The sequence below is a fragment of the Cobetia sp. BMC6 genome (genome assembly GCF_029991385.1).
In the GTDB taxonomy this organism is placed as follows: Bacteria; Pseudomonadota; Gammaproteobacteria; order Pseudomonadales; family Halomonadaceae; genus Cobetia.
The window spans coordinates 474,236-492,527 of record NZ_JAKUMF010000002.1; the positions used below are offsets into that span (position 1 = coordinate 474,236).

12 protein-coding genes and 1 pseudogene are annotated in these 18,292 nt (G+C 63.0%); 11 read left to right on the plus strand and 2 right to left on the minus strand.

The window, feature by feature from the left end; translation table 11 throughout:
• Window positions 1–77: 77 nt before the first annotated feature.
• Entirely contained in the window at window positions 78–683 is a 606-nt protein-coding gene (locus MKZ40_RS06270) for a Smr/MutS family protein (protein WP_175088113.1), read from the minus strand.
• Window positions 684–936: 253 nt separating this feature from the next.
• On the opposite strand from MKZ40_RS06270, the gene prmB reads away from it, so the two are divergent.
• The 5 genes and pseudogenes from prmB to phaC form a co-directional block, all read left to right on the plus strand.
• Complete coding sequence (gene prmB / locus MKZ40_RS06275; RefSeq protein ID WP_107335261.1) at window positions 937–1,899, plus strand: 50S ribosomal protein L3 N(5)-glutamine methyltransferase; 963 nt, start codon at window positions 937–939, stop codon at window positions 1,897–1,899.
• A gap of 151 nt (window positions 1,900–2,050) precedes the next feature.
• Complete coding sequence (gene aroC, locus MKZ40_RS06280; protein WP_175088111.1) at window positions 2,051–3,142, plus strand: chorismate synthase; 1,092 nt, start codon at window positions 2,051–2,053, stop codon at window positions 3,140–3,142.
• A gap of 260 nt (window positions 3,143–3,402) precedes the next feature.
• Entirely contained in the window at window positions 3,403–3,936 is a 534-nt protein-coding gene (locus MKZ40_RS06285) for a hypothetical protein (protein WP_175088079.1), read from the plus strand.
• A 220-nt stretch (window positions 3,937–4,156) separates the two neighbouring features.
• Window positions 4,157–4,606, plus strand: coding sequence for a phasin family protein (locus MKZ40_RS06290; protein WP_175088110.1), 450 nt, complete (start codon window positions 4,157–4,159; stop codon window positions 4,604–4,606).
• A gap of 616 nt (window positions 4,607–5,222) precedes the next feature.
• Window positions 5,223–6,986 (plus strand): annotated as a pseudogene (phaC, locus tag MKZ40_RS06295) (class I poly(R)-hydroxyalkanoic acid synthase); the annotation flags it as partial.
• 989 nt (window positions 6,987–7,975) lie between these two features.
• Here the strand turns inward: phaC and MKZ40_RS06300 are convergent.
• Window positions 7,976–8,866, minus strand: a complete 891-nt coding sequence (locus MKZ40_RS06300; RefSeq protein ID WP_175088108.1) for a LysR family transcriptional regulator — start codon at window positions 8,864–8,866, stop codon at window positions 7,976–7,978.
• A 359-nt stretch (window positions 8,867–9,225) separates the two neighbouring features.
• Here MKZ40_RS06300 and leuC point away from each other — a divergent pair, with 359 nt between their 5' ends.
• From leuC to truA, 6 genes are all read left to right on the plus strand, one after another.
• Window positions 9,226–10,677, plus strand: a complete 1,452-nt coding sequence (gene leuC, locus MKZ40_RS06305) for a 3-isopropylmalate dehydratase large subunit (RefSeq protein ID WP_175088107.1) — start codon at window positions 9,226–9,228, stop codon at window positions 10,675–10,677.
• 11 nt (window positions 10,678–10,688) lie between these two features.
• On the plus strand, window positions 10,689–11,342 hold the full coding sequence (gene leuD, locus MKZ40_RS06310; RefSeq protein ID WP_175088106.1) for a 3-isopropylmalate dehydratase small subunit: 654 nt from the start codon (window positions 10,689–10,691) through the stop codon (window positions 11,340–11,342).
• A 145-nt stretch (window positions 11,343–11,487) separates the two neighbouring features.
• Window positions 11,488–12,570, plus strand: coding sequence for a 3-isopropylmalate dehydrogenase (gene leuB, locus MKZ40_RS06315; protein WP_175088105.1), 1,083 nt, complete (start codon window positions 11,488–11,490; stop codon window positions 12,568–12,570).
• 218 nt (window positions 12,571–12,788) lie between these two features.
• Window positions 12,789–13,910: an aspartate-semialdehyde dehydrogenase gene (gene asd, locus MKZ40_RS06320; protein ID WP_175088104.1), complete on the plus strand. Its 1,122-nt coding sequence runs from the start codon at window positions 12,789–12,791 to the stop codon at window positions 13,908–13,910.
• Between the two features lie 457 nt (window positions 13,911–14,367).
• On the plus strand, window positions 14,368–17,184 hold the full coding sequence (locus MKZ40_RS06325) for a FimV/HubP family polar landmark protein (protein ID WP_175088103.1): 2,817 nt from the start codon (window positions 14,368–14,370) through the stop codon (window positions 17,182–17,184).
• Window positions 17,184–18,275 carry a tRNA pseudouridine(38-40) synthase TruA gene (truA, locus tag MKZ40_RS06330; protein WP_175088102.1) on the plus strand — a complete coding sequence of 364 codons (1,092 nt, stop codon included), beginning with the start codon at window positions 17,184–17,186 and terminating at the stop codon, window positions 18,273–18,275. Before MKZ40_RS06325 ends, truA begins: the two co-directional genes overlap by 1 nt.
• Window positions 18,276–18,292 lie beyond the last annotated feature (17 nt).

Below are 18,292 nucleotides of genomic sequence, written 5' to 3' on the forward strand. Positions count from 1 at the left end.
TCACTATTCAAGTGCTCGGCTATTGTCAGGTGCTCTGATCATCAAGTTCTCGGCGGTGTGGCGAGCGCGGGATTCGCTCAGTCGAGCAGCGGGTCACGGCCCTTGCTGCGCAGCAGGACATAGACTGCGCCGCTGCCGCCATCCAGCTCCAGTGACGAGGTGAAGGCCAGCACGTCAGGCCATTGGCGCAGCCAGGCATTGACGTGGCTCTTGATGATGGGGTGATCGGCCATGCCGGTCCATGCCTTGCCATGCACCACCAGCACGCAGCGTGAGCGACGGGCAATGGCATCGTCGATGAAGGACTCAAGCTCGATGCGAGCCTGCTCCAGCGTATAGCCGTGCAGGTCGAGACCCGCTTCCCAGGCGATCTCGCCGCGCTTGAGACGCTGACGCTGGCGGTAGGGGAGATCGGGCACCGCGAAGTCGAGCAGCTGGCTGGGCGTGACCGGCTCGACCTGGCCATCGGTGGTGCGCGATGGCGTGCCGAGCGAGTCGGTCGAGGCTTCACTGGCGGCCGCGCGGCGCGCCGCCAGACGCGCCTGCTCTTCCTTGTCGACGGGCTTGCGACCGGGATCGGCGCGGTTGGTGGTGATCTTGCGTACGCCGGCCTGCTTGAGGGCGGCACGGAAGGCGTTGAAGTCGTCGCCGGTATCCGAGCTGTCGTCGTGGTTGGGTGGCATGGCCGGGCTCCGCGGGCAATAAAATGGCAAGTCGCGCAGTATAGCGCGGCTGTTGTCGCTGTCGAAGACACGCGATTGTCACTGTCGAAGACAAACGGTTGTCGCTTGCGAAGACAAAAGCGACAGGCACACCAGCAAGGCATGCCAAGGGTCGCCGCCACGCCTCGTGAACGCTACAATGCCTGCGCGAGACGCCCCGCTTCCTCACGACTGGTGGCGCTCGTTGTCCATCTGTCCGCTTACAGGAATCATCGTGTCCACATCTTCCGCGTCCGACCTGCGCCATCCTTCCAGCCTCAGTGAGCCGGACTCCCGTCTCGTCGAGGAGCTGGTGACCCTGCGCGACCTGATCCGCTGGGCGACCAGCGAGTTCCACGCGCATCGCCTGCACTTCGCCCATGGCACTGACTCTGCCTGGGACGAAGCGGTGGCGCTGGTGCTGGGTGCGCTGCATCTGCCGTGGGACACGGACCCCGCCGTGATCGACGCGCGCCTTCTGACCATGGAGCGTGCGCGCATCGTGGCATTGGTGCGTGAGCGCATCACCACTCGCAAGCCGCTGCCGTATCTGCTGGGCGAAGCCTTCTTCACCGGCGTGCCTTTCGATGTCGATGAGCGCGTGCTGATTCCGCGCTCGCCAATCGCCGAGCTGATCGAGAGCGGCTTCTCGGCCTGGTTCCCGGAACTGCCGCCGACCCGCGTGCTGGACATGTGCACCGGTTCCGGCTGCATCGGTATCGCCACCGCGCTGGTGATGCCGACCGCCGAGGTCGACCTGGTCGATATCAGCAGCGATGCGCTGGAAGTCGCGCGACGCAACATCGAACGCCACGACGTGGCAGGGCGTGTCATCGCCGTGCAGTCGGACCTGTTCGCGGGCGTGGCGGGCAAGCGCTATGACCTCATCGTCTCCAATCCGCCCTACGTGGATACCTTCGATCTTTCCAACATGCCGCAGGAATTCGGCCATGAGCCGGCGCTGGCGCTGGGCGCCGGGGATGATGGCCTGGATATCGTGCGCCGTATCCTGCGCGAGGCGCGTGACTACCTGACCGACGACGGCGTCTTGATCGTCGAGGTCGGCAACTCCGAGCGTCACCTGATGGAAGCCTTCCCGGAAGTGCCTTTCATGTGGCTGGAGTTCGAACGCGGCGGCAATGGCGTCTTCGCCATCGATGCCCAGACGCTGGAAGTCTGCGCGCCTGAATTCGCTTGAGCTGGCGGGCGCCTGTTACGGCGGGATTCGCCTGAGCTGGCAAGATTCGACAGAAGCACGGGCGCAGGCCGCCAGGCTCTGCAACGCTTACGACAACTATTATCAGAACGCCGTCGGCCATGACCGGCGGCATCGCCTGAGGACCCCCTGAATGTCCGGAAATACCTTCGGCAAGCTGTTCACCGTCACCACCTTCGGCGAAAGCCATGGCCCGGCACTGGGCGCCATCATCGATGGTTGCCCGCCGGGTATCGAGATCAGCGAAGCGGATCTGCAGATCGATCTGGACCGCCGCCGTCCCGGCACTTCGCGCCACACTACCCAGCGTCGCGAGCCGGACCAGGTGCGCATTCTTTCGGGCGTGTTCGAGGGCCGCACCACCGGCACGGCCATCGGTCTGATGATCGAGAACACCGATCAGCGTTCCAAGGACTACGGCAAGATCAAGGACCAGTTCCGCCCGGCTCACGCCGACTACACCTACCACCACAAGTATGGTGAGCGTGACTACCGTGGCGGCGGCCGCAGTTCGGCCCGCGAGACCGCGATGCGCGTCGCCGCCGGGGCCATCGCCAAGAAGTATCTGGCGGGCCTGGGCGTGCAGGTGCGTGGCTACCTGTCCCAGCTCGGCCCCATCGAGCTTGAGGTCAAGGACTGGTCGCTGGTCGACACCAACCCGTTCTTCTGTGGCGATGCCGAACGCCTCGAGGAGCTGGAGCAGTACATGGATGCCCTGCGCAAGGAAGGCGATTCCGTGGGCGCCAAGGTCACCGTCGAGGCGACTGGCGTGCCGGTCGGCCTGGGCGAGCCGATCTTCGATCGCATCGATGCCGAACTCGCGCATGGCCTGATGAGCATCAATGCCGTCAAGGGCGTCGAGATCGGTGACGGTTTTGCCGTGGTCAGCCAGAAGGGCACCGAGCACCGTGACGAGATGACGCCGGAAGGCTTCCTCTCCAATCATGCCGGCGGCATTCTGGGCGGCATCACCAGCGGCCAGACCATTCGTGCCAGCATCGCACTCAAGCCGACCTCCAGCCTGCGGCTGCCGGGCCGCAGCATCGACGTCAACGGCGAGGCGGTCGAGGTGATCACCACCGGCCGTCATGATCCGTGTGTCGGCATTCGTGCCACACCGATCGCCGAGGCGATGGTCGCTCTGACGCTGATGGATCACCTGCTGCGCCATCGTGGTCAGAACGCTGACGTCAAGGTCGATACGCCGGTGCTGCGCGAGGTGTAAGCCGCATGCGGCGCGGCTGAACTTTTGACGCTGCCAAGCCGCTGAATTTGTAAAAAGACACGCCCCAGCCGTGGAGTGATGCCCAGCATCCTTCGTGGCTGGGGCGTCTTGCGTTGTGGGCTGGCTTGCACAAAGTAAATAAGAAAAGGCGTAAGTAGCGGGCTGCCCCGTGTCATTCTCGCTGCTAGACTCGAATGGCATGCATGCCAGCAGACTCGCGCACCACGCCGTGTGCGGGCAGACAACACAAGGAATCTGCCATGAAGATCAATGTCGAATTCGACCTCACGCCGCAGGAATTTCGCCAGGCGATGGGCCTGCCGGACGTGGAAGCCTTCCAACAGGAATTGATGGAGCGCTTTCGTCGCCAGATGGAGGCGGGTGTTGAAGGCTATGACCCCATGAGTCTGCTCAAGCCGCTGACGGCGCCGGGCGCGGGCACGCCGTTTGCCAAGTTCATGCCGCCGGGCATGGCCGAGGGGATGATGGGTGGCGCGTCTGGCGCTGGCAATGCCGGACAGGGCGCAGCGGGCGGCATGTCCGGCGACATGGGCGAGAGCATGGCCCAGGGCATGGCCGCCTTCAATCAGTATCAGAAGATGATGCTGGATACCCTGCAGCAGTTCGGTCAGGGAGGTGCGGAAGGCAAGGAGTCTGACAAGACGGAGTCTGCCGCGCGCAGGAGTTCAGGGCGCAGTAGTGATCACGGCGCGGATCAGAAGGCAGAGCAGAGCGCCAACCGGGCGGAGGATGCGAAACCGGCCAGTGCGCGCTCACGCGCCAAGCGCAGTTGACGACTGGCAGGCGCGAAGAACGCGCTTGGCTGACAGGGGAGTGGGTCAAGCACGGCCAATCTCATGACAGAGAATGTCGTTTGACAGTTTTCTGTCATGGGATTGCAACCACCTGAGGAGCAGACTAGGCTTTGTGCAGTGCAGCATATCGCTGTGCTCCACAGGTGGCGCAGAGACTTCTGCGCGCTGTCCCGGTACGGAATCCATGGGAGGAACCGTCATGCAGCAGGATCAGATGTTCAACGCCTTTGCCGAGCAAGCCCGCAGCTTCTACCAGCCGATGCGCAAGCTCAACACTCTGATGCTCGACCATATGGGCAAGATTGCCGATTATCAGATGGACGCTGCCAAGCGCTATACCGAGACTGGTCTCGAGCGTGCGCGTGCTGCCACTGAAATCAAGGGTATGGAAGAGTTCAGCGAGTTCAGCAACCGCCAGCTGGAAGTAGCGACCGAGCTGTCTCAGCAGATGATGGATGATTCCCTGAAGCTGGCCGAGATGGGCAACGAAATGCGCGCCCAGCTCGAACAGGCCTACTCTGACGCTGGCAAGGAAGCCACCGACAAGGCGTCCGCTGCCACAGAGAAAGCCGCTTCAGCAGCAGAGGACAAGGCATCCTCCTCTGCCAGCAACAAGCCGGCTACCGCGACAAGCCGCGCCAAGAGCTAAGGTATACCTCGAAAAGGCTGGCGCTTGCGCCAGCCTTTTTTTTGCCGTTTTCAGGCATTGCCCCTGCCGTGCTGGAAGGCGCATGCTGGAGATGAGTACGCTGGCGCACAGTCTGTTTTGCTCTCGTATTTGCCGCGCGCGAATCCGATGGAAAGCAGACCTGCAGGTGGCAGGCCATCGTAGCTGACAGGGCATTACCGCTGACAGCACACTGCGCTTGCCTTGGCATGCTCACCTGCAGCGCCCTGAAATCAGTCATGAACGGAACTGAAAACAGCCGTGAGCGAGCTTGAATACAGCCGTGAGCGGGCTTGAAAACTGCCGTGAAACGGTCTTCAAAACAGTCTGGAAAGCAGTGTCCGTCGCCAGTGAAGGCGCCCGTCCCACGAGGGATGGCATGGCACTGCTCAGTGGTCAGGAAGGATTCGATTCGATGAAATCGTGCCGCCGACGACGTTCGGCAGCCAAGCTTCGATAGCCAATGACGTGATGGTCAATGACAAGGAGGAAGGGCGATATGGACTCAGCCCAGCAGCAGGCGTTCTCGCAGACATTCTCTCAGGCCTTTGCCAATCTGTTCCCCGACGGTGCTGAAGGCACGGAGTGGGCCAGCGTGATGCAGCAGGCCAGTGCCCAGTATCAAGCCTTGATGAGTGACATGCTGGAGCGCCTATGGCCCAGCGCTGCCGCTTCCACCATCTATGACGAGATGGGTCGATGCTTCCAGGCAGGGGCCGAGGCCCTGGCACGCGACCCGCAGCTGTTGATGTCGACCCAGACGCGCCTCTTCCAGGACCAGATGGCCCTGTTGCAGAGCACGTTGCGCGAGCTGAATGGCGAGAGCGTCGAGCCGGTGATCACGCCTGCGCGCTCTGATCGCCGCTTCCGCGATGAGGCCTGGCAGAGCGAGCCCTATTACCACTTCCTCGTGCAGCAATACCTGCTGTTCTCGCGCGCCGTGGACGACATGCTGGCCGGCATTCAAGGCCTGCCGGAGAGCCAGAAGCGCAATCTCGAGTTCTACGCGCGCCAGTACGTCAGCGCCTTCTCGCCCTCCAACTTCGCGTCCACCAACCCGGAAGTGCAGCGCGTGACCCGCGAGACCGGCGGACAGAACCTGCTCGACGGTCTGAAGCGACTGCGTGATGACCTGGCCAATTCCGCCGAAGGCATCAATGTCGCGATGACCGACACCGAAGCCTTCCGTCTCGGCGATAACATCGCTGTCACGCCGGGTGACGTGGTCTTCGAGAACGAGCTGATCCAGCTGATCCAGTATCGTCCGGCCACCGAGAAGGCCTTCAGCACGCCGTTGCTGGTCGTGCCGCCGTGGATCAACAAGTACTACATTCTCGATCTGCGTCAGGACAATTCGATGATGCGCTGGCTGGTGGAGCAGGGCCACACCGTGTTCCTGATCTCCTGGCGCAACCCGGGGCCCGAGCAGAGTGATCTCACCTGGGCCGATTACATGCAGATGGGGCCGCTGGCCGCGATGGATGCCATCGAGCAGGCTACCGGCGAGAAGCAGGTCAACATCCTGTCCTACTGCATCGGCGGCACGCTGACGGCCAGCACCATGGCCTATCTGGCGGCCGAGAAGCAGTCCGACCGTGTGCGCTCGGTCAGCTACATGGCGACGTTGCAGGACTTCTCCGATCCCGGTGAGATCGGTGTCTTCCTCAACGAGCCGGTGCTGCAGGGGCTCGAGAAGCAGATGGCGCAGGACGGCTACCTGGATGGCCGCGTGATGGCGTTCTCCTTCAATCTGCTGCGCGAGAATGACCTGTTCTGGTCGTTCTACGTCTCCAACTATCTCAAGGGCGAGGCGCCGACCGCGTTCGACCTGCTGTACTGGAACACCGACGGCACCAACCTGCCGGCCGGGACCCATGCCTGGTATCTGCGTCACATGTATCTGGAAAACCGCCTGGTACAGCCCGGCGGCATCGAGCTGGACGGCGTGCCGATCGATCTCTCGCAGATCGAGACACCGAGTTACTGGGTCTCCGCGCGCGAAGACCACATCGCCAAGTGGCAGACCACTTACAACGGCACCCAGCTGCCCAAGGCCTCCATCAAGCGCTTCGTGCTCGGTGGCTCCGGTCATATCGCGGGCATCGTCAATCCGCCGCACAAGAACAAGTACGGCTACGCCACCAATGACAGCCTGCCGGCAACACCGGATGAGTGGCTCGCAGGTACCGAGCTGCACGAAGGCTCCTGGTGGAATGACTGGCAGGCGTGGATGACCGGCAATGGCTTCGTGGAGCCGGAACCGGAAGTCGCTGCACGCACGCCGGGTGAGGGCAAGCTCGACGTGATCGAAGCGGCGCCGGGGCGTTATGCGCGCCAGACCATTCCCGAAGTGCTGGGGCAGAGCGTGCCGGAAGAGATCACCAGCGTGGCGGATGCGCAGCTCAAGGCCGTGCGTGATGTCCAGCAGACGGTCGAGAAGAGCGTGAATGAAGCGCTCAAGCAGGTGACGCTGCCGCTGGAAGAAGCCATGACCGCGATGACTGAAGCCGTCACCGGCAAGGCCGCCAATGATGCCAGCAGTGCCTCTGCTGCCAAGTCGTCTACCGCCAAGCCTGTCGCTTCCAAGGCCGCATCAGCGTCCACTGACTCAGCAGCACCGGCAAGCAAGCGCGCTGCTCCCAAAGGCACAGCCTCCAGGAGCACTGCTGCCAAGAGCACGGCTGCCAGCAGCGCCGGTAGCTCAGCGACCAGGACCAACACGGCCAGAAAGACTTCCACGCCGCGCAAGACGGCTGCCAACAAGACGACCACAGCCACCAAGTCAACGGCGGCCAAGACGACTGCAAGCAAGACGACGGCGAGCACGTCAGCCTCTGACAGCAAGCCGCCTGAATCCGGCACCTCGAACAGCAGCACTTCTTCCGCGGCCTCCGGCTCCAGCGCCACGAAGCCAGCGACGACGCGCAAGAGCACTGCGAGCAAGACGACTGGCACCAGCAAGAGCACTGCGGCCAGCAAGCCAGCCTCCAGTTCGACAGGTCGCACGGGCACTGGAAGCACTGCCAAGACTGCTGGGTCTACCGCCAAGAGTGACACTGGCAGCACGGGCGCAGATGCCAAGAGTGTTACCAGCAGCCAAGCGCCCAAGCCGCGCCGTGGCCGTCCCTCCAATGCCAGCAAGGCCGCCGCCGCCCAGGCAGCGGAAGAGGCGAAGAAGGACGATGCGAAGCCTGCGGCCAGCAAGACGGAGGGTTCGTCAGGCAAAGCCAAGGATAGCGACAAGAGTTGATCCGCGGCGCCACAAGCGGTAAGTCAGAACGCACAACGCCAGCCCTCCGGGGCTGGCGTTGTGCGTTCTGGCGGTATTTCCAGGCGGGGCTTTCGAGCGCGCTAGAGGCTTCTCGATGCCGCGTCCCTTGCGCCTTCCAGCAGTTCGATCATCGCGCTGGCGGCGTTCGAGAGTGTGCGGTTGTTGTGATAGAGGTAGCCGAGCTGGCGTTCGATGGGGCGGTGGTCGATGGGCAGGATCTCGATCTCGTCATCGATCATGCTTTCTGGCAGTACGCTCCAGCCCAGGCCGATGGCGACCATCATCTTGAGGGTTTCGAGGTAGTTGGTGGACATCGAGACTTCCACCGAGAGGCCGTCACGCGCGAAGGTGTCGATGACGATGCCGCGCGTGAAGGTCAGGTGGCCCGGCAGCACGGCGTCGTGCTGTGATAGGGCGGCCAGCGGCAACGCTTTATGGCCGGCCAGCGGGTGGTCCCGTCCGCACACGAAGCGCATTTCATCCAGCCACACCGGCACCACCGTCAGATTGGGGTCGCGATGCGGTGCCAGGGTGACGACGGCCAGTTCCAGCTCCCCATCCAGTACGCCCTGATAGGCCTGTTCCGAATCCAGAAACCGCATGTCCATGCGCACCTCGGGGTGGGCCATGGTGAAGGCCTTGAGCAGTGGCGGCAGCCGGTGCAGGCCCACATGGTGGCTGGTCGCCATCGTCAGGCTGCCTTTTACCTCGCCGGACAGATTGCGCAGCGCACGCCGGGTGTCATCGTGCATCACCAGGATGGCGCGGGCGCGGGGCAGCAGGATATTGCCGGCCTCCGTCAGCGAGACACGCCGTCCGATGCGATCGAACAGCCGTGCGCCATGCAGTTGCTCCAGCTGGGCAATGCGCTTGGAAACGGCCGGCTGGGTGAGGTGCAACTGCTCGGCGGCCAGCGAGAAGGAGGTGGTTTCGGCGACGGCGACGAAGGCCTGCAGAGAGGGTGTGTCCATGTGGGCCAGCTATCCTGTGATGACGGCGTTCAGAGAGGCATTCAGAGGCGCATCAAGCGGGGCGGTCTATGCCGTCCCAGGCGGATGAATTCCTGATCAAGACCTGATGAGTAATGTTATTCCTTTTGGGAATCCAAAGCATGAAAAACATGAATTGCTTTTATTCATGGTCGCCGAGTACTCTTGATGGCACAGGACGCGGCGGCGATGCTGGAGCCTGCAAGCAAGTGGTCACTATCCACGGGCTCGCACGACCGCCCCGCCATCAACACTGGACGACACACCCTCATCAAGGGGCCGTTACGAGCCCCGAGGCAGCAAGCGCGCTCTTACCGTAAGGCGCCACGAGGAGACACGACATGGCTAGCCAGACCCTTTATGACAAGTTGTGGGATCAGCACCTGGTCAAGCAACGCGAAGACGGTACTGCACTCATCTACATCGACCGTCACCTGCTGCACGAAGTCACGTCGCCGCAGGCATTCGAAGGGCTGCGTCTGGCCGGCCGCAAGCCGTGGCGTCTGGATGCCAACCTGGCAACGCCGGATCATAACGTGCCGACGTCTCTCAAGGAGCGTGCTGCCGGTATCTCGGGCATCGAGGACGAGACTTCACGCATTCAGGTGCAGACCCTCGACGACAACTGCAACAGCTTCAACATCGAGCAGTTCACCATCAATGATGCGCGCCAGGGCATCGTGCATGTGGTCGGGCCGGAGCAGGGCGCGACCCTGCCGGGCATGACCGTGGTATGTGGCGATTCCCACACCGCGACCCACGGTGCCTTCGCGGCATTGGCTCACGGGATCGGCACCTCCGAGGTCGAGCACGTGCTCGCCACCCAGTGCCTGATCCAGCGCAAGATGAAGAACATGCTGGTGCGCGTCGATGGGCGTCTCGGCACTGGCGTCACCGCCAAGGATGTCGTGCTCGCCATCATCGGCGAGATCGGCACCGCCGGCGGTACCGGCTACGCCATCGAATTCGGCGGCTCTGCCATCCAGGACATCTCCATGGAAGGCCGCATGACCATCTGCAACATGGCCATCGAAGCCGGTGCGCGGGTCGGTCTGGTCGGTGTCGATGACATCACCATCGATTACCTGCGCGATCGTCCCTATGCGCCGAACGCCCAGCAGTGGGAAGCGGCCGTCGCCGACTGGCGCAATCTGGTCTCCGATGCGGACGCCGAATTCGACAAGGTCGTGGTGCTCAAGGCCGAGGACATCGCGCCGCAGGTCACCTGGGGCACCAGCCCGGAGCAGGTCACCAGCGTCAATGGCGTAGTGCCGGACCCGGCTGCCGCCAGCGATGACACCGAAGCGCGTGGCATCACGCGTGCGCTCGAGTACATGGGCCTCAGCGCTCAGCAGAAGATAACCGATATCAAGCTGGACCGCGTGTTCATCGGTTCCTGCACCAACTCACGCATCGAGGACTTGCGTGAAGCGGCGCGCGTGGCCGAAGGCCGCACGGTCGCCAAGAGCCTCAAGCAGGCGATGGTCGTGCCGGGCTCTGGCCTGGTGAAGGCGCAGGCGGAAGCCGAAGGACTGCACGAGATCTTCCTCGCCGCGGGCTTTGAATGGCGCGAGCCGGGCTGCTCCATGTGTCTGGCGATGAACGCCGACAAGCTGGGCAGTGGCGAGCATTGCGCGTCCACCTCCAACCGCAACTTCGAAGGCCGTCAGGGCTTCGGTGGGCGTACGCACCTCGTCAGCCCGGCCATGGCCGCCGCTGCCGCGATTGCGGGTCACTTCGTTGATGTTCGTGACTTTGCCCCCATCCCTACCAACAACACTCAAGTCGCCTGAGGAGGCCCGACATGGAAAAGTTCATTCGCCAGCAGGGCCTCGTGGCACCGCTTGATCGCGCCAACGTCGATACTGATCTGATCATCCCGAAGCAGTTTCTGAAGTCAATCAAGCGTACCGGCTTCGGGCCGAACCTCTTCGATGAGCTGCGCTATCTCGATGAGGGCTATATCGGTCAGGACATCAGCAAGCGTCCGCTGAACCCGGACTTCGTGCTCAACCAGCCGCGTTACGCGGGTGCCAGCGTATTGCTGGCGCGTCGCAACTTCGGTTGCGGCTCCTCGCGTGAACACGCGCCTTGGGCACTGACCGACTTCGGCTTCCGCGTCGTCATCGCGCCGAGCTTCGCCGATATCTTCTACAACAACTCGTTCAAGAACGGTCTGTTGTTGATCACCCTCGACGAGGACACGGTGGACCGTCTGTTCAAGGAAGCCGAGGCGTTGGAAGGGTATCGTCTGGATATCGACCTCGAGGCGCAGGCGGTCATCACGCCGTCCGGTGAGTCGATTCCCTTCGAGGTCGACAGCTTCCGCAAGCATTGCCTGATGGAAGGCCTGGACGATATCGGTCTGACCCTCAAGGACCAAGACGCCATCGACAGCTTCGAGAAGTGCCACCGCACCGAGCGCCCGTGGCTGTTCCGCGATGGCAAGACGGCCTGATCTGGCCAGCCGCGCGCCAATCAGCGCCTGAAATCGCAACATATTCGTCATGGCTCGCCGTCCAGAATGGCGGCGAGCCCAGTCTCAGCACCGACGGTGAACCGTCGGTCTCGCCGGAAGACTTCCGGCCCAAGGAGAGTTCCAGATGAGCCGCAATATCCTGATTCTGCCCGGTGATGGCATTGGCCCGGAAATCACTGCTGAAGCCGTGAAGATCCTTGAAGCCGCCCGCAGCGAAGGTCTGGACATCACGCTGAGCGAAGGCAAGGTCGGTGGTGCAGGGTATGACGCGGCCGGTCACCCGCTGCCGGCGGAAACGCTGGAGGCGGCCAAGGCAGCGGACGCCATCCTGCTCGGTGCAGTCGGCGGCCCGCAGTGGGACAAGCTCGAGGACATCTCGCTGCGTCCGGAACGCGGCCTGCTGGGGCTGCGCAAGGAGCTCGAGCTGTTCGCCAATCTGCGTCCGGCGATTCTCTACCCGCAGCTGGCCGAGGCCTCCAGCCTCAAGCCGGAAGTGGTGTCCGGGCTGGACATCATGATCGTGCGTGAACTGACCGGCGGCATCTACTTCGGTCAGCCGCGTGGCATCGAGACGCGTGATGGCCAGCAGGTCGGCTACAACACCTACGTCTACTCCGAGTCCGAGATCGAGCGCATCGGTCGCACTGCCTTCGAGATGGCGCAGAAGCGCAACAAGAAGCTGTGCAGCGTCGACAAGGCCAACGTGTTGGAAGTCACCATGCTGTGGCGTGACGTGATGGAGCGCATCTCCGCCGACTACCCGGATGTCGAGCTGTCGCACATGTACGTCGACAACGCCGCCATGCAGCTGGTGCGTGCCCCCAAGCAGTTCGACGTGGTGGTCACCGGCAACATGTTCGGCGATATCCTGTCGGATGAAGCCGCGATGTTGACCGGCTCCATCGGCATGCTGCCGTCCGCCTCGCTGAATGCGGGTGGTCAGGGCATGTACGAACCATGCCACGGCAGCGCGCCGGACATTGCGGGCCAGGGCATCGCCAACCCGCTGGCGACCATCCTGTCGGTGGCCATGATGCTGCGCTACTCGCTCAATGAATCCGCCTGGGCCGAGCGCATCGAGAAGGCGGTCGGCGTGGTGCTGGATGAAGGGCTGCGCACTGCCGATATCGCCTACGCCGGGACCCGCAAGGTCTCCACCTCCGTGATGGGCGATGCCGTGCTGGCTGCCTTCAAGGCCCAGGCGTGAGGCAATACCCGCGCGAACGCCGCAAGCCAGCGGCGTTCGCGCGATGATCATGGGGGAGCTCGGCGTGCGTCGCCGGGTTCTCATGTCAGGACCTGCGGCTGGAGCGTTGGGCAAGGCTCGCCTCGTGTGAGTTGCCTGTGCTCGCTGCGGGTCATTCCTGTGTCGGGAGCGGTGGTGTCTTCCCTGCTTCCGGCCGTGCATGAACAAGGAGAACAAGCATGTTGAAAGTCGGATTTGTCGGTTGGCGTGGCATGGTCGGTTCCGTGCTGATGCAGCGCATGCGTGATGACAACGATTTCGCCGGTATCGAGCCGGTATTCTTCTCCACCTCCCAGGTCGGTCAGGCCGGTCCTGATGTGGGCACGCCGGTGCCGGCGCTCAAGGATGCCAATGACATCAATGAGCTGAAGTCACTGGATGTCATCGTCACCTGTCAGGGCGGCGACTACACCAAGCAGGTGTTCGGCCCGTTGCGCGAAGCCGGCTGGAAGGGCGACTGGATCGATGCAGCCTCCACCCTGCGCATGGACAAGGACGCCGTGCTGGTGCTGGACCCGGTCAACCGTCACGTGATCGATGAGAAGATCGGCGCCGGTGCCAACACCTTTGTCGGCGGCAACTGCACTGTCAGCCTGATGCTGATGGGTCTGGGCGGCCTGTTCGAGGCTGGCATGGTCGAGTGGATGACTTCCATGAGCTACCAGGCGGCGTCCGGCAGCGGTGCGCGCCACATGCGTGAACTGCTGACCCAGATGGGCCAGCTCAATGGCAGTGTGGCCTCCGAGCTTGCGGACCCGGCCAGCGCCATCCTCGATATCGACCGCAAGGTGACCGCCACCATGCGCGGCGATGACTTCGCGACCCAGCAGTTCGGTGCGCCGCTGGCCGGCTCGCTGCTGCCGTGGATCGATTCCGCGATGGAATCCGGTCAGACCCGCGAGGAGTGGAAGGCCGGTGTCGAGGCCAACAAGATTCTCGACAGCCAGGGCAACCCGATCATGATCGATGGTCTGTGCGTGCGTATCGGTGCGATGCGTTCCCACTCTCAGGCCTTCACCGTCAAGCTCAAGCAGGACGTACCGCTGGACGAGATCGAAGACCGCCTGGCCAAGCACAACGACTGGGTCAAGGTCGTCGCCAACACCAAGGAAGACAGCCTCAAGCACCTGACACCGGCCGCTGCCACCGGCACCCTGACCGTGCCGGTCGGCCGTCTGCGCAAGCTGGCGATGGGTGGCGAATACCTGTCCGCCTTCAGTGTCGGTGACCAGCTGTTGTGGGGGGCCGCAGAGCCGCTCAAGCGCATGCTGACTATCCTGCGTGAACATCGCGCGGCCTGATCGCACTGCGTAGCGGCATGTCGTCGGGTTCATTGTGAGCCTGAACTGAAAACGCCCTCGGCTCTCTGGAGTCGAGGGCGTTTCGCTTTTGCACGTCGCGTCGTGGATGGTCGGTGATTTCAGGTGAGAGATAGGTCACTGATGTCACGGCGAGTACCAGATATCTCAGTCCTTGCTGCGCATTTTTTGCGATTTTGGCTGGCGCTTTTGATGCATGATGGCAGGGAGGTGTTTTTTACGGGTATCGTAATGGGGAATATCGTCGAGCTGGTCACTCGCGATATGACGCCTCTGCGGCCTTTATCGATCGTGGGCCGACACTCTATCGTTGAAACTTTTTCCACTTTGCCAATGGCTTCCCGCACTCTTGGGACGGACTCTCTGGTATCTTGTGTAAGTATACGTAACATAATGCGCAGGTCGGGCGATGATTCGGCCGCATACGAAGGGACACTCAATGGGACGCAAGCTTCCTCTCGCACTGGCGGTGTCGTTCGCCGTCTACAGTGCTCAGGCCTTGGCAGTCGGCATGGAATCGCCGCGGTTGCGCTCGAATCTGAATCAGCCACTGGACGCGCGCATCGGCCTCACGGATACCTCGGGCCTCGATGCCAGCCTCATCAAGGCCGGCGTTGCCGATTCTGCCGCCTTTACGCGAGCGGGCGTCGATCGCAGCTATGTCAGTGATGACATCAAGGTTGCCGTCAAGCAGCAGGGCGGGCGCTACTACCTTCAGCTGTCTACCAATGGCGCGGTACGTGAACCCTATGTGGACCTGCTGCTGGATGTCGAATGGCCCAATGGCAAGCTTCAGCGTCAGGTGACTCTTTTGTTCGATCCGGCGGGCTATTCGAGTCAGCCGTCATTGGTGACACCTGCCGGCGCGCGTTCTCGCCCGCTGGCCACCGATGATTCCTCGCCGACACGTTCCGTGGTGTTCCGCGACAATGCCCAGCCCAGCCAGGCCTCCTCGCGCAGTGCGTCATCCAGCACACCGCCGTCCAGCATCAAGGTGCGCAACGGTGACTCGCTGTGGACGATCGCGCGTCGCGTGCGTCCGGATGCCAGTGTCAGCATCCGTCAGGCCATGCTGGCGATCCAGGAAGCCAATCCCGCGGCCTTCCCGGGCGGCAACATCAACAAGCTGCGCGCGGGTGTCGTCCTTCAGGTGCCTGATCGAAGCACCATGTTGGGGCGCTCGCGTACCGAGGCCGACAGGGAAGTGCGTCAGCAGTATCAGCAGTGGGTCGCGGGCGCGCAGGGCAAGACCGTACCGGCTCCGGCCAGCAAGAAAACTGCTGCGGCCAGCACATCGAACGAACCCTCCGCCAGTGCTGCACCTGCGGCCACGGCTGCACCGAGCGGGCCTGCCAGCGCGGGTGCCGATGGCAAGCCGCGTCTGACGCTGCTGGATGAAGACGGCAGCAAGCCCAAGGCGGCAGCAGCCAGTGGTCAGATCTCAGCGGGTAGCCAACAGGCGATCGATGAACTGTCCGATCGCCTCGAGTCGCTGGAAGATCAGCTGCTGACCAATCAGCAGCGCCTCGATCAGCTGGAGCAGGAGCGTGATGATCTGCGCAGCGAAGTGGCCTCGCTGCGCAACGAAGTCGGCGAGCTGCGAGCGTCGCTGGCAGAACGTACCGAGCAGCTCGAGACGGCCAAGGTGCTGCTCGCCAAACAGAATCGTCTGCTCGTCAACAGCGGTATCTCGCCGTTGGCCTTGCCGGAAAGCCTGATCGCCGCCGGGGTGGACCTCGGTCAGCCACGCGACGGCGAGGGCAATCTGGTGTTGCCCAAGCAGCCGTGGCCTCAGGCGACCTGGCAGTGGGTGCAGGATAACCTGGCCATCGTCGGCGGGGCGGCAGGGGCATTGCTGCTGCTGTTGCTGTTGTTGCTGCGCCGCCGCTCCGGTTCCGGGGGCGACGAGAACATGAGCTTTGCCGATGCGGTCCGCGGCAATGAAGAGCCCGACCAGGACAAGCCACGCGTCTTTTCGGATACCTTTGCGGCCTCGACTGCCGCTGCTGCCGCGGGTCACAAGTCATCCGCGTCTGAAGATGCCAATGTGGCGGTGCGCCGGGGTTCCGGTAGCCTCGAGCCGCTCTCCCAGCCGGAAGCGGCTGCGATCAGCGAGGCGGACATCTTCATCGCCTACGGCCGCTTCGATCAGGCACAAGCCCTGCTGGAAGCCGGTCTGGTGGAGGATCCCGCACGCCAGGACCTGCGCCTCAAGCTGATGGGAGTCCATGGCGAGCTTGGCAATGCCGAGGCCCTGCATCATGAAGGGGAGCAGGTGCTGGCGGCCGGTAATGAGGAAGAACGCTTCGAGGCCCAGGCGCTGCTGGATCGCTACAGTGTCTCAAGCAGTGCGCTGCGTGCTGTCGCAGGCGGCGGCGCGAGTCAGGTGGGGCGCAAGGTCTCCTATCTGTCAGGAGTGGCAAGCCAGCAGGCGGCGGCACCTCGCACGCCGCTTGAAAGTCGCGACAAGACCGATGATGCGGCTCACGGCATGGCAGATGTATCCGCCACGGGCTCTGACGCCTCCCTTGACGACCCGGAAGATTCCGTGGGGCTGTCTGACAGCGAACAGCATGCCGGTGACGGCGTGAGCGAACCACTGGACGAGCGTGCTCCCGACCAGGGCGTCGCCTTCGAGCCGGGCCTCAAGGGCGAGGACCTCGAGAAGGCGCCCGTGCGTGAGAGTCACTTCAACAGCGACAACGTGATCGATTACCAGGCGCCGGAATTGACGCTGGGGGATGCAGGTCAGGCTGATGGCGAGAAGGGCACTGATACCGCGGCATCCAAGGCGGCGGACAGTGCGCTCAAGGGCGAGTCCGTCGAGTTCACCTCACTGCGTGAAGAGCTGGATGACAACGCTGCGATCGAGAGCAATGCAGCAAGCCAGAAGCCGCATGGGGCGTCCAGCAAGTCGTCAGCTGCAGTTGATGGCATGGATGAGTTGCCGTCACTGGATAGCATGACGCTGGAAGAGGTGGAGGTGCCGCGGCGTGATATCTCGGAATTCGAGGTCGAGGAAGTGGCGTTCGTGTCTGGGGATCAGGATAATGCCTATCCCTCTGTCGAGTCGGCAGGGTTTGGGGCTGGCGCCCAGGATACCAAGGCATTCCAACAGCTCGAGGAAGCCCGTCAGTTGTTGGTGGATGGCGATGATGATCAGGCGGCTGCGCTGCTTGAGCCGCTCGCTACCGCCAGTGATGACATGGTCCGTGAAGAGGCGCTGGCGTTGATGGAGCGCTTTGGTCTGACCTGATGCCCTTTTTTACACCGTTGGATGATAACGAGAAACGCCCGGGGCGCATTGCTCTGGGCGTTGAATATGATGGCACCCGCTATTGTGGCTGGCAGCGTCTGAGCCACGCCCCTTCCGTGCAGGAAGCGCTCGAGAAGGCCTTGTCCAAGGTCGCCTCCACGCCGATTACCGTGCATTGCAGTGGCCGCACCGATTCCGGTGTGCATGCCGTGCGTCAGGTCGTGCATTTCGATACTCCCGTGGGTCGCAGCCGCAAGGCCTGGCGCATGGGCGGTAACGTCAACCTTCCCCCCGATATCGGGATTCATTGGGCCGTGCCGGTGCCCGATGATTTCCATGCGCGTTTCAGCGCCATCGCCCGTCGCTATCGCTACATGATCATCAATCAGCCGTTTCGGCCGGTGATGGAGCGCAACAATGTCACCTGGTGTCGCGAGCCGCTCAATGTCGCCGACATGCAGGCCGCGGCGGCGCATCTGGTGGGCGAGCTGGATTTCTCGGCGTTCCGCGCCGCAGGCTGTCAGTCGCGTTCGCCGCGCCGCCACGTGCACTTCATTGAAGTCAGTCGTCATGGCCATATCGTCATGATCGATATCCAGGCCAATGCCTTCCTGCATCACATGGTGCGCAATATCGCGGGCACCTTGATGGCCATCGGGCGTGGCGAGAAGCCTGTCGAGTGGATCGTCGAGCTGATGCGTGGGGGAGATCGCACGCGTTCGAGCGCGACGGCAGCAGCGACAGGGCTTCACTTCGTCGATGTCATCTATCCGCCGCGCTATGCGCTGCCCAAGGAACCCCTGGGGCCTGGTCTGGTCGCACATCTTGGCGAGTGGACGGGCGAGCGCCCGTTGCCGGACTGCCCGATGGTGCGCTCACGCATGGCGCGTGCCGAGGCCGAGGGGGCCGAAGAGGCGCGCGCGGCAGGCAAGCTCAGTGAGCAGGAGGCCATCCGGCTGGGCAACGTGGCCCGTGAAGCCGAGCGCCTCAGCCGCGAGCATGAGCAAGCGATTCCTGCGGCAGGCGGCCCTGCGGCAGGTGCCGAGAATGACACGCTGACTACTGACCCCCAGAATGAATCCTCACGTTGAACGGAGCGATCCCATGA

Bases quoted from the DNA above. Each gene is read 5' to 3' on its own strand.
- aroC (WP_175088111.1), top strand. From the start codon at position 2,051: ATGTCCGGAAATACCTTCGGCAAGCTGTTCACCGTCACCACCTTCGGC.
- asd (WP_175088104.1), top strand. From the start codon at position 12,789: ATGTTGAAAGTCGGATTTGTCGGTTGGCGTGGCATGGTCGGTTCCGTG.
- MKZ40_RS06285 (WP_175088079.1), top strand. From the start codon at position 3,403: ATGAAGATCAATGTCGAATTCGACCTCACGCCGCAGGAATTTCGCCAG.
- leuC (WP_175088107.1), top strand. From the start codon at position 9,226: ATGGCTAGCCAGACCCTTTATGACAAGTTGTGGGATCAGCACCTGGTC.
- leuB (WP_175088105.1), top strand. From the start codon at position 11,488: ATGAGCCGCAATATCCTGATTCTGCCCGGTGATGGCATTGGCCCGGAA.
- MKZ40_RS06290 (WP_175088110.1), top strand. From the start codon at position 4,157: ATGCAGCAGGATCAGATGTTCAACGCCTTTGCCGAGCAAGCCCGCAGC.
- leuD (WP_175088106.1), top strand. From the start codon at position 10,689: ATGGAAAAGTTCATTCGCCAGCAGGGCCTCGTGGCACCGCTTGATCGC.
- MKZ40_RS06300 (WP_175088108.1), bottom strand. From the start codon at position 8,866: ATGGACACACCCTCTCTGCAGGCCTTCGTCGCCGTCGCCGAAACCACC.
- MKZ40_RS06325 (WP_175088103.1), top strand. From the start codon at position 14,368: ATGGGACGCAAGCTTCCTCTCGCACTGGCGGTGTCGTTCGCCGTCTAC.
- MKZ40_RS06270 (WP_175088113.1), bottom strand. From the start codon at position 683: ATGCCACCCAACCACGACGACAGCTCGGATACCGGCGACGACTTCAAC.
- truA (WP_175088102.1), top strand. From the start codon at position 17,184: ATGCCCTTTTTTACACCGTTGGATGATAACGAGAAACGCCCGGGGCGC.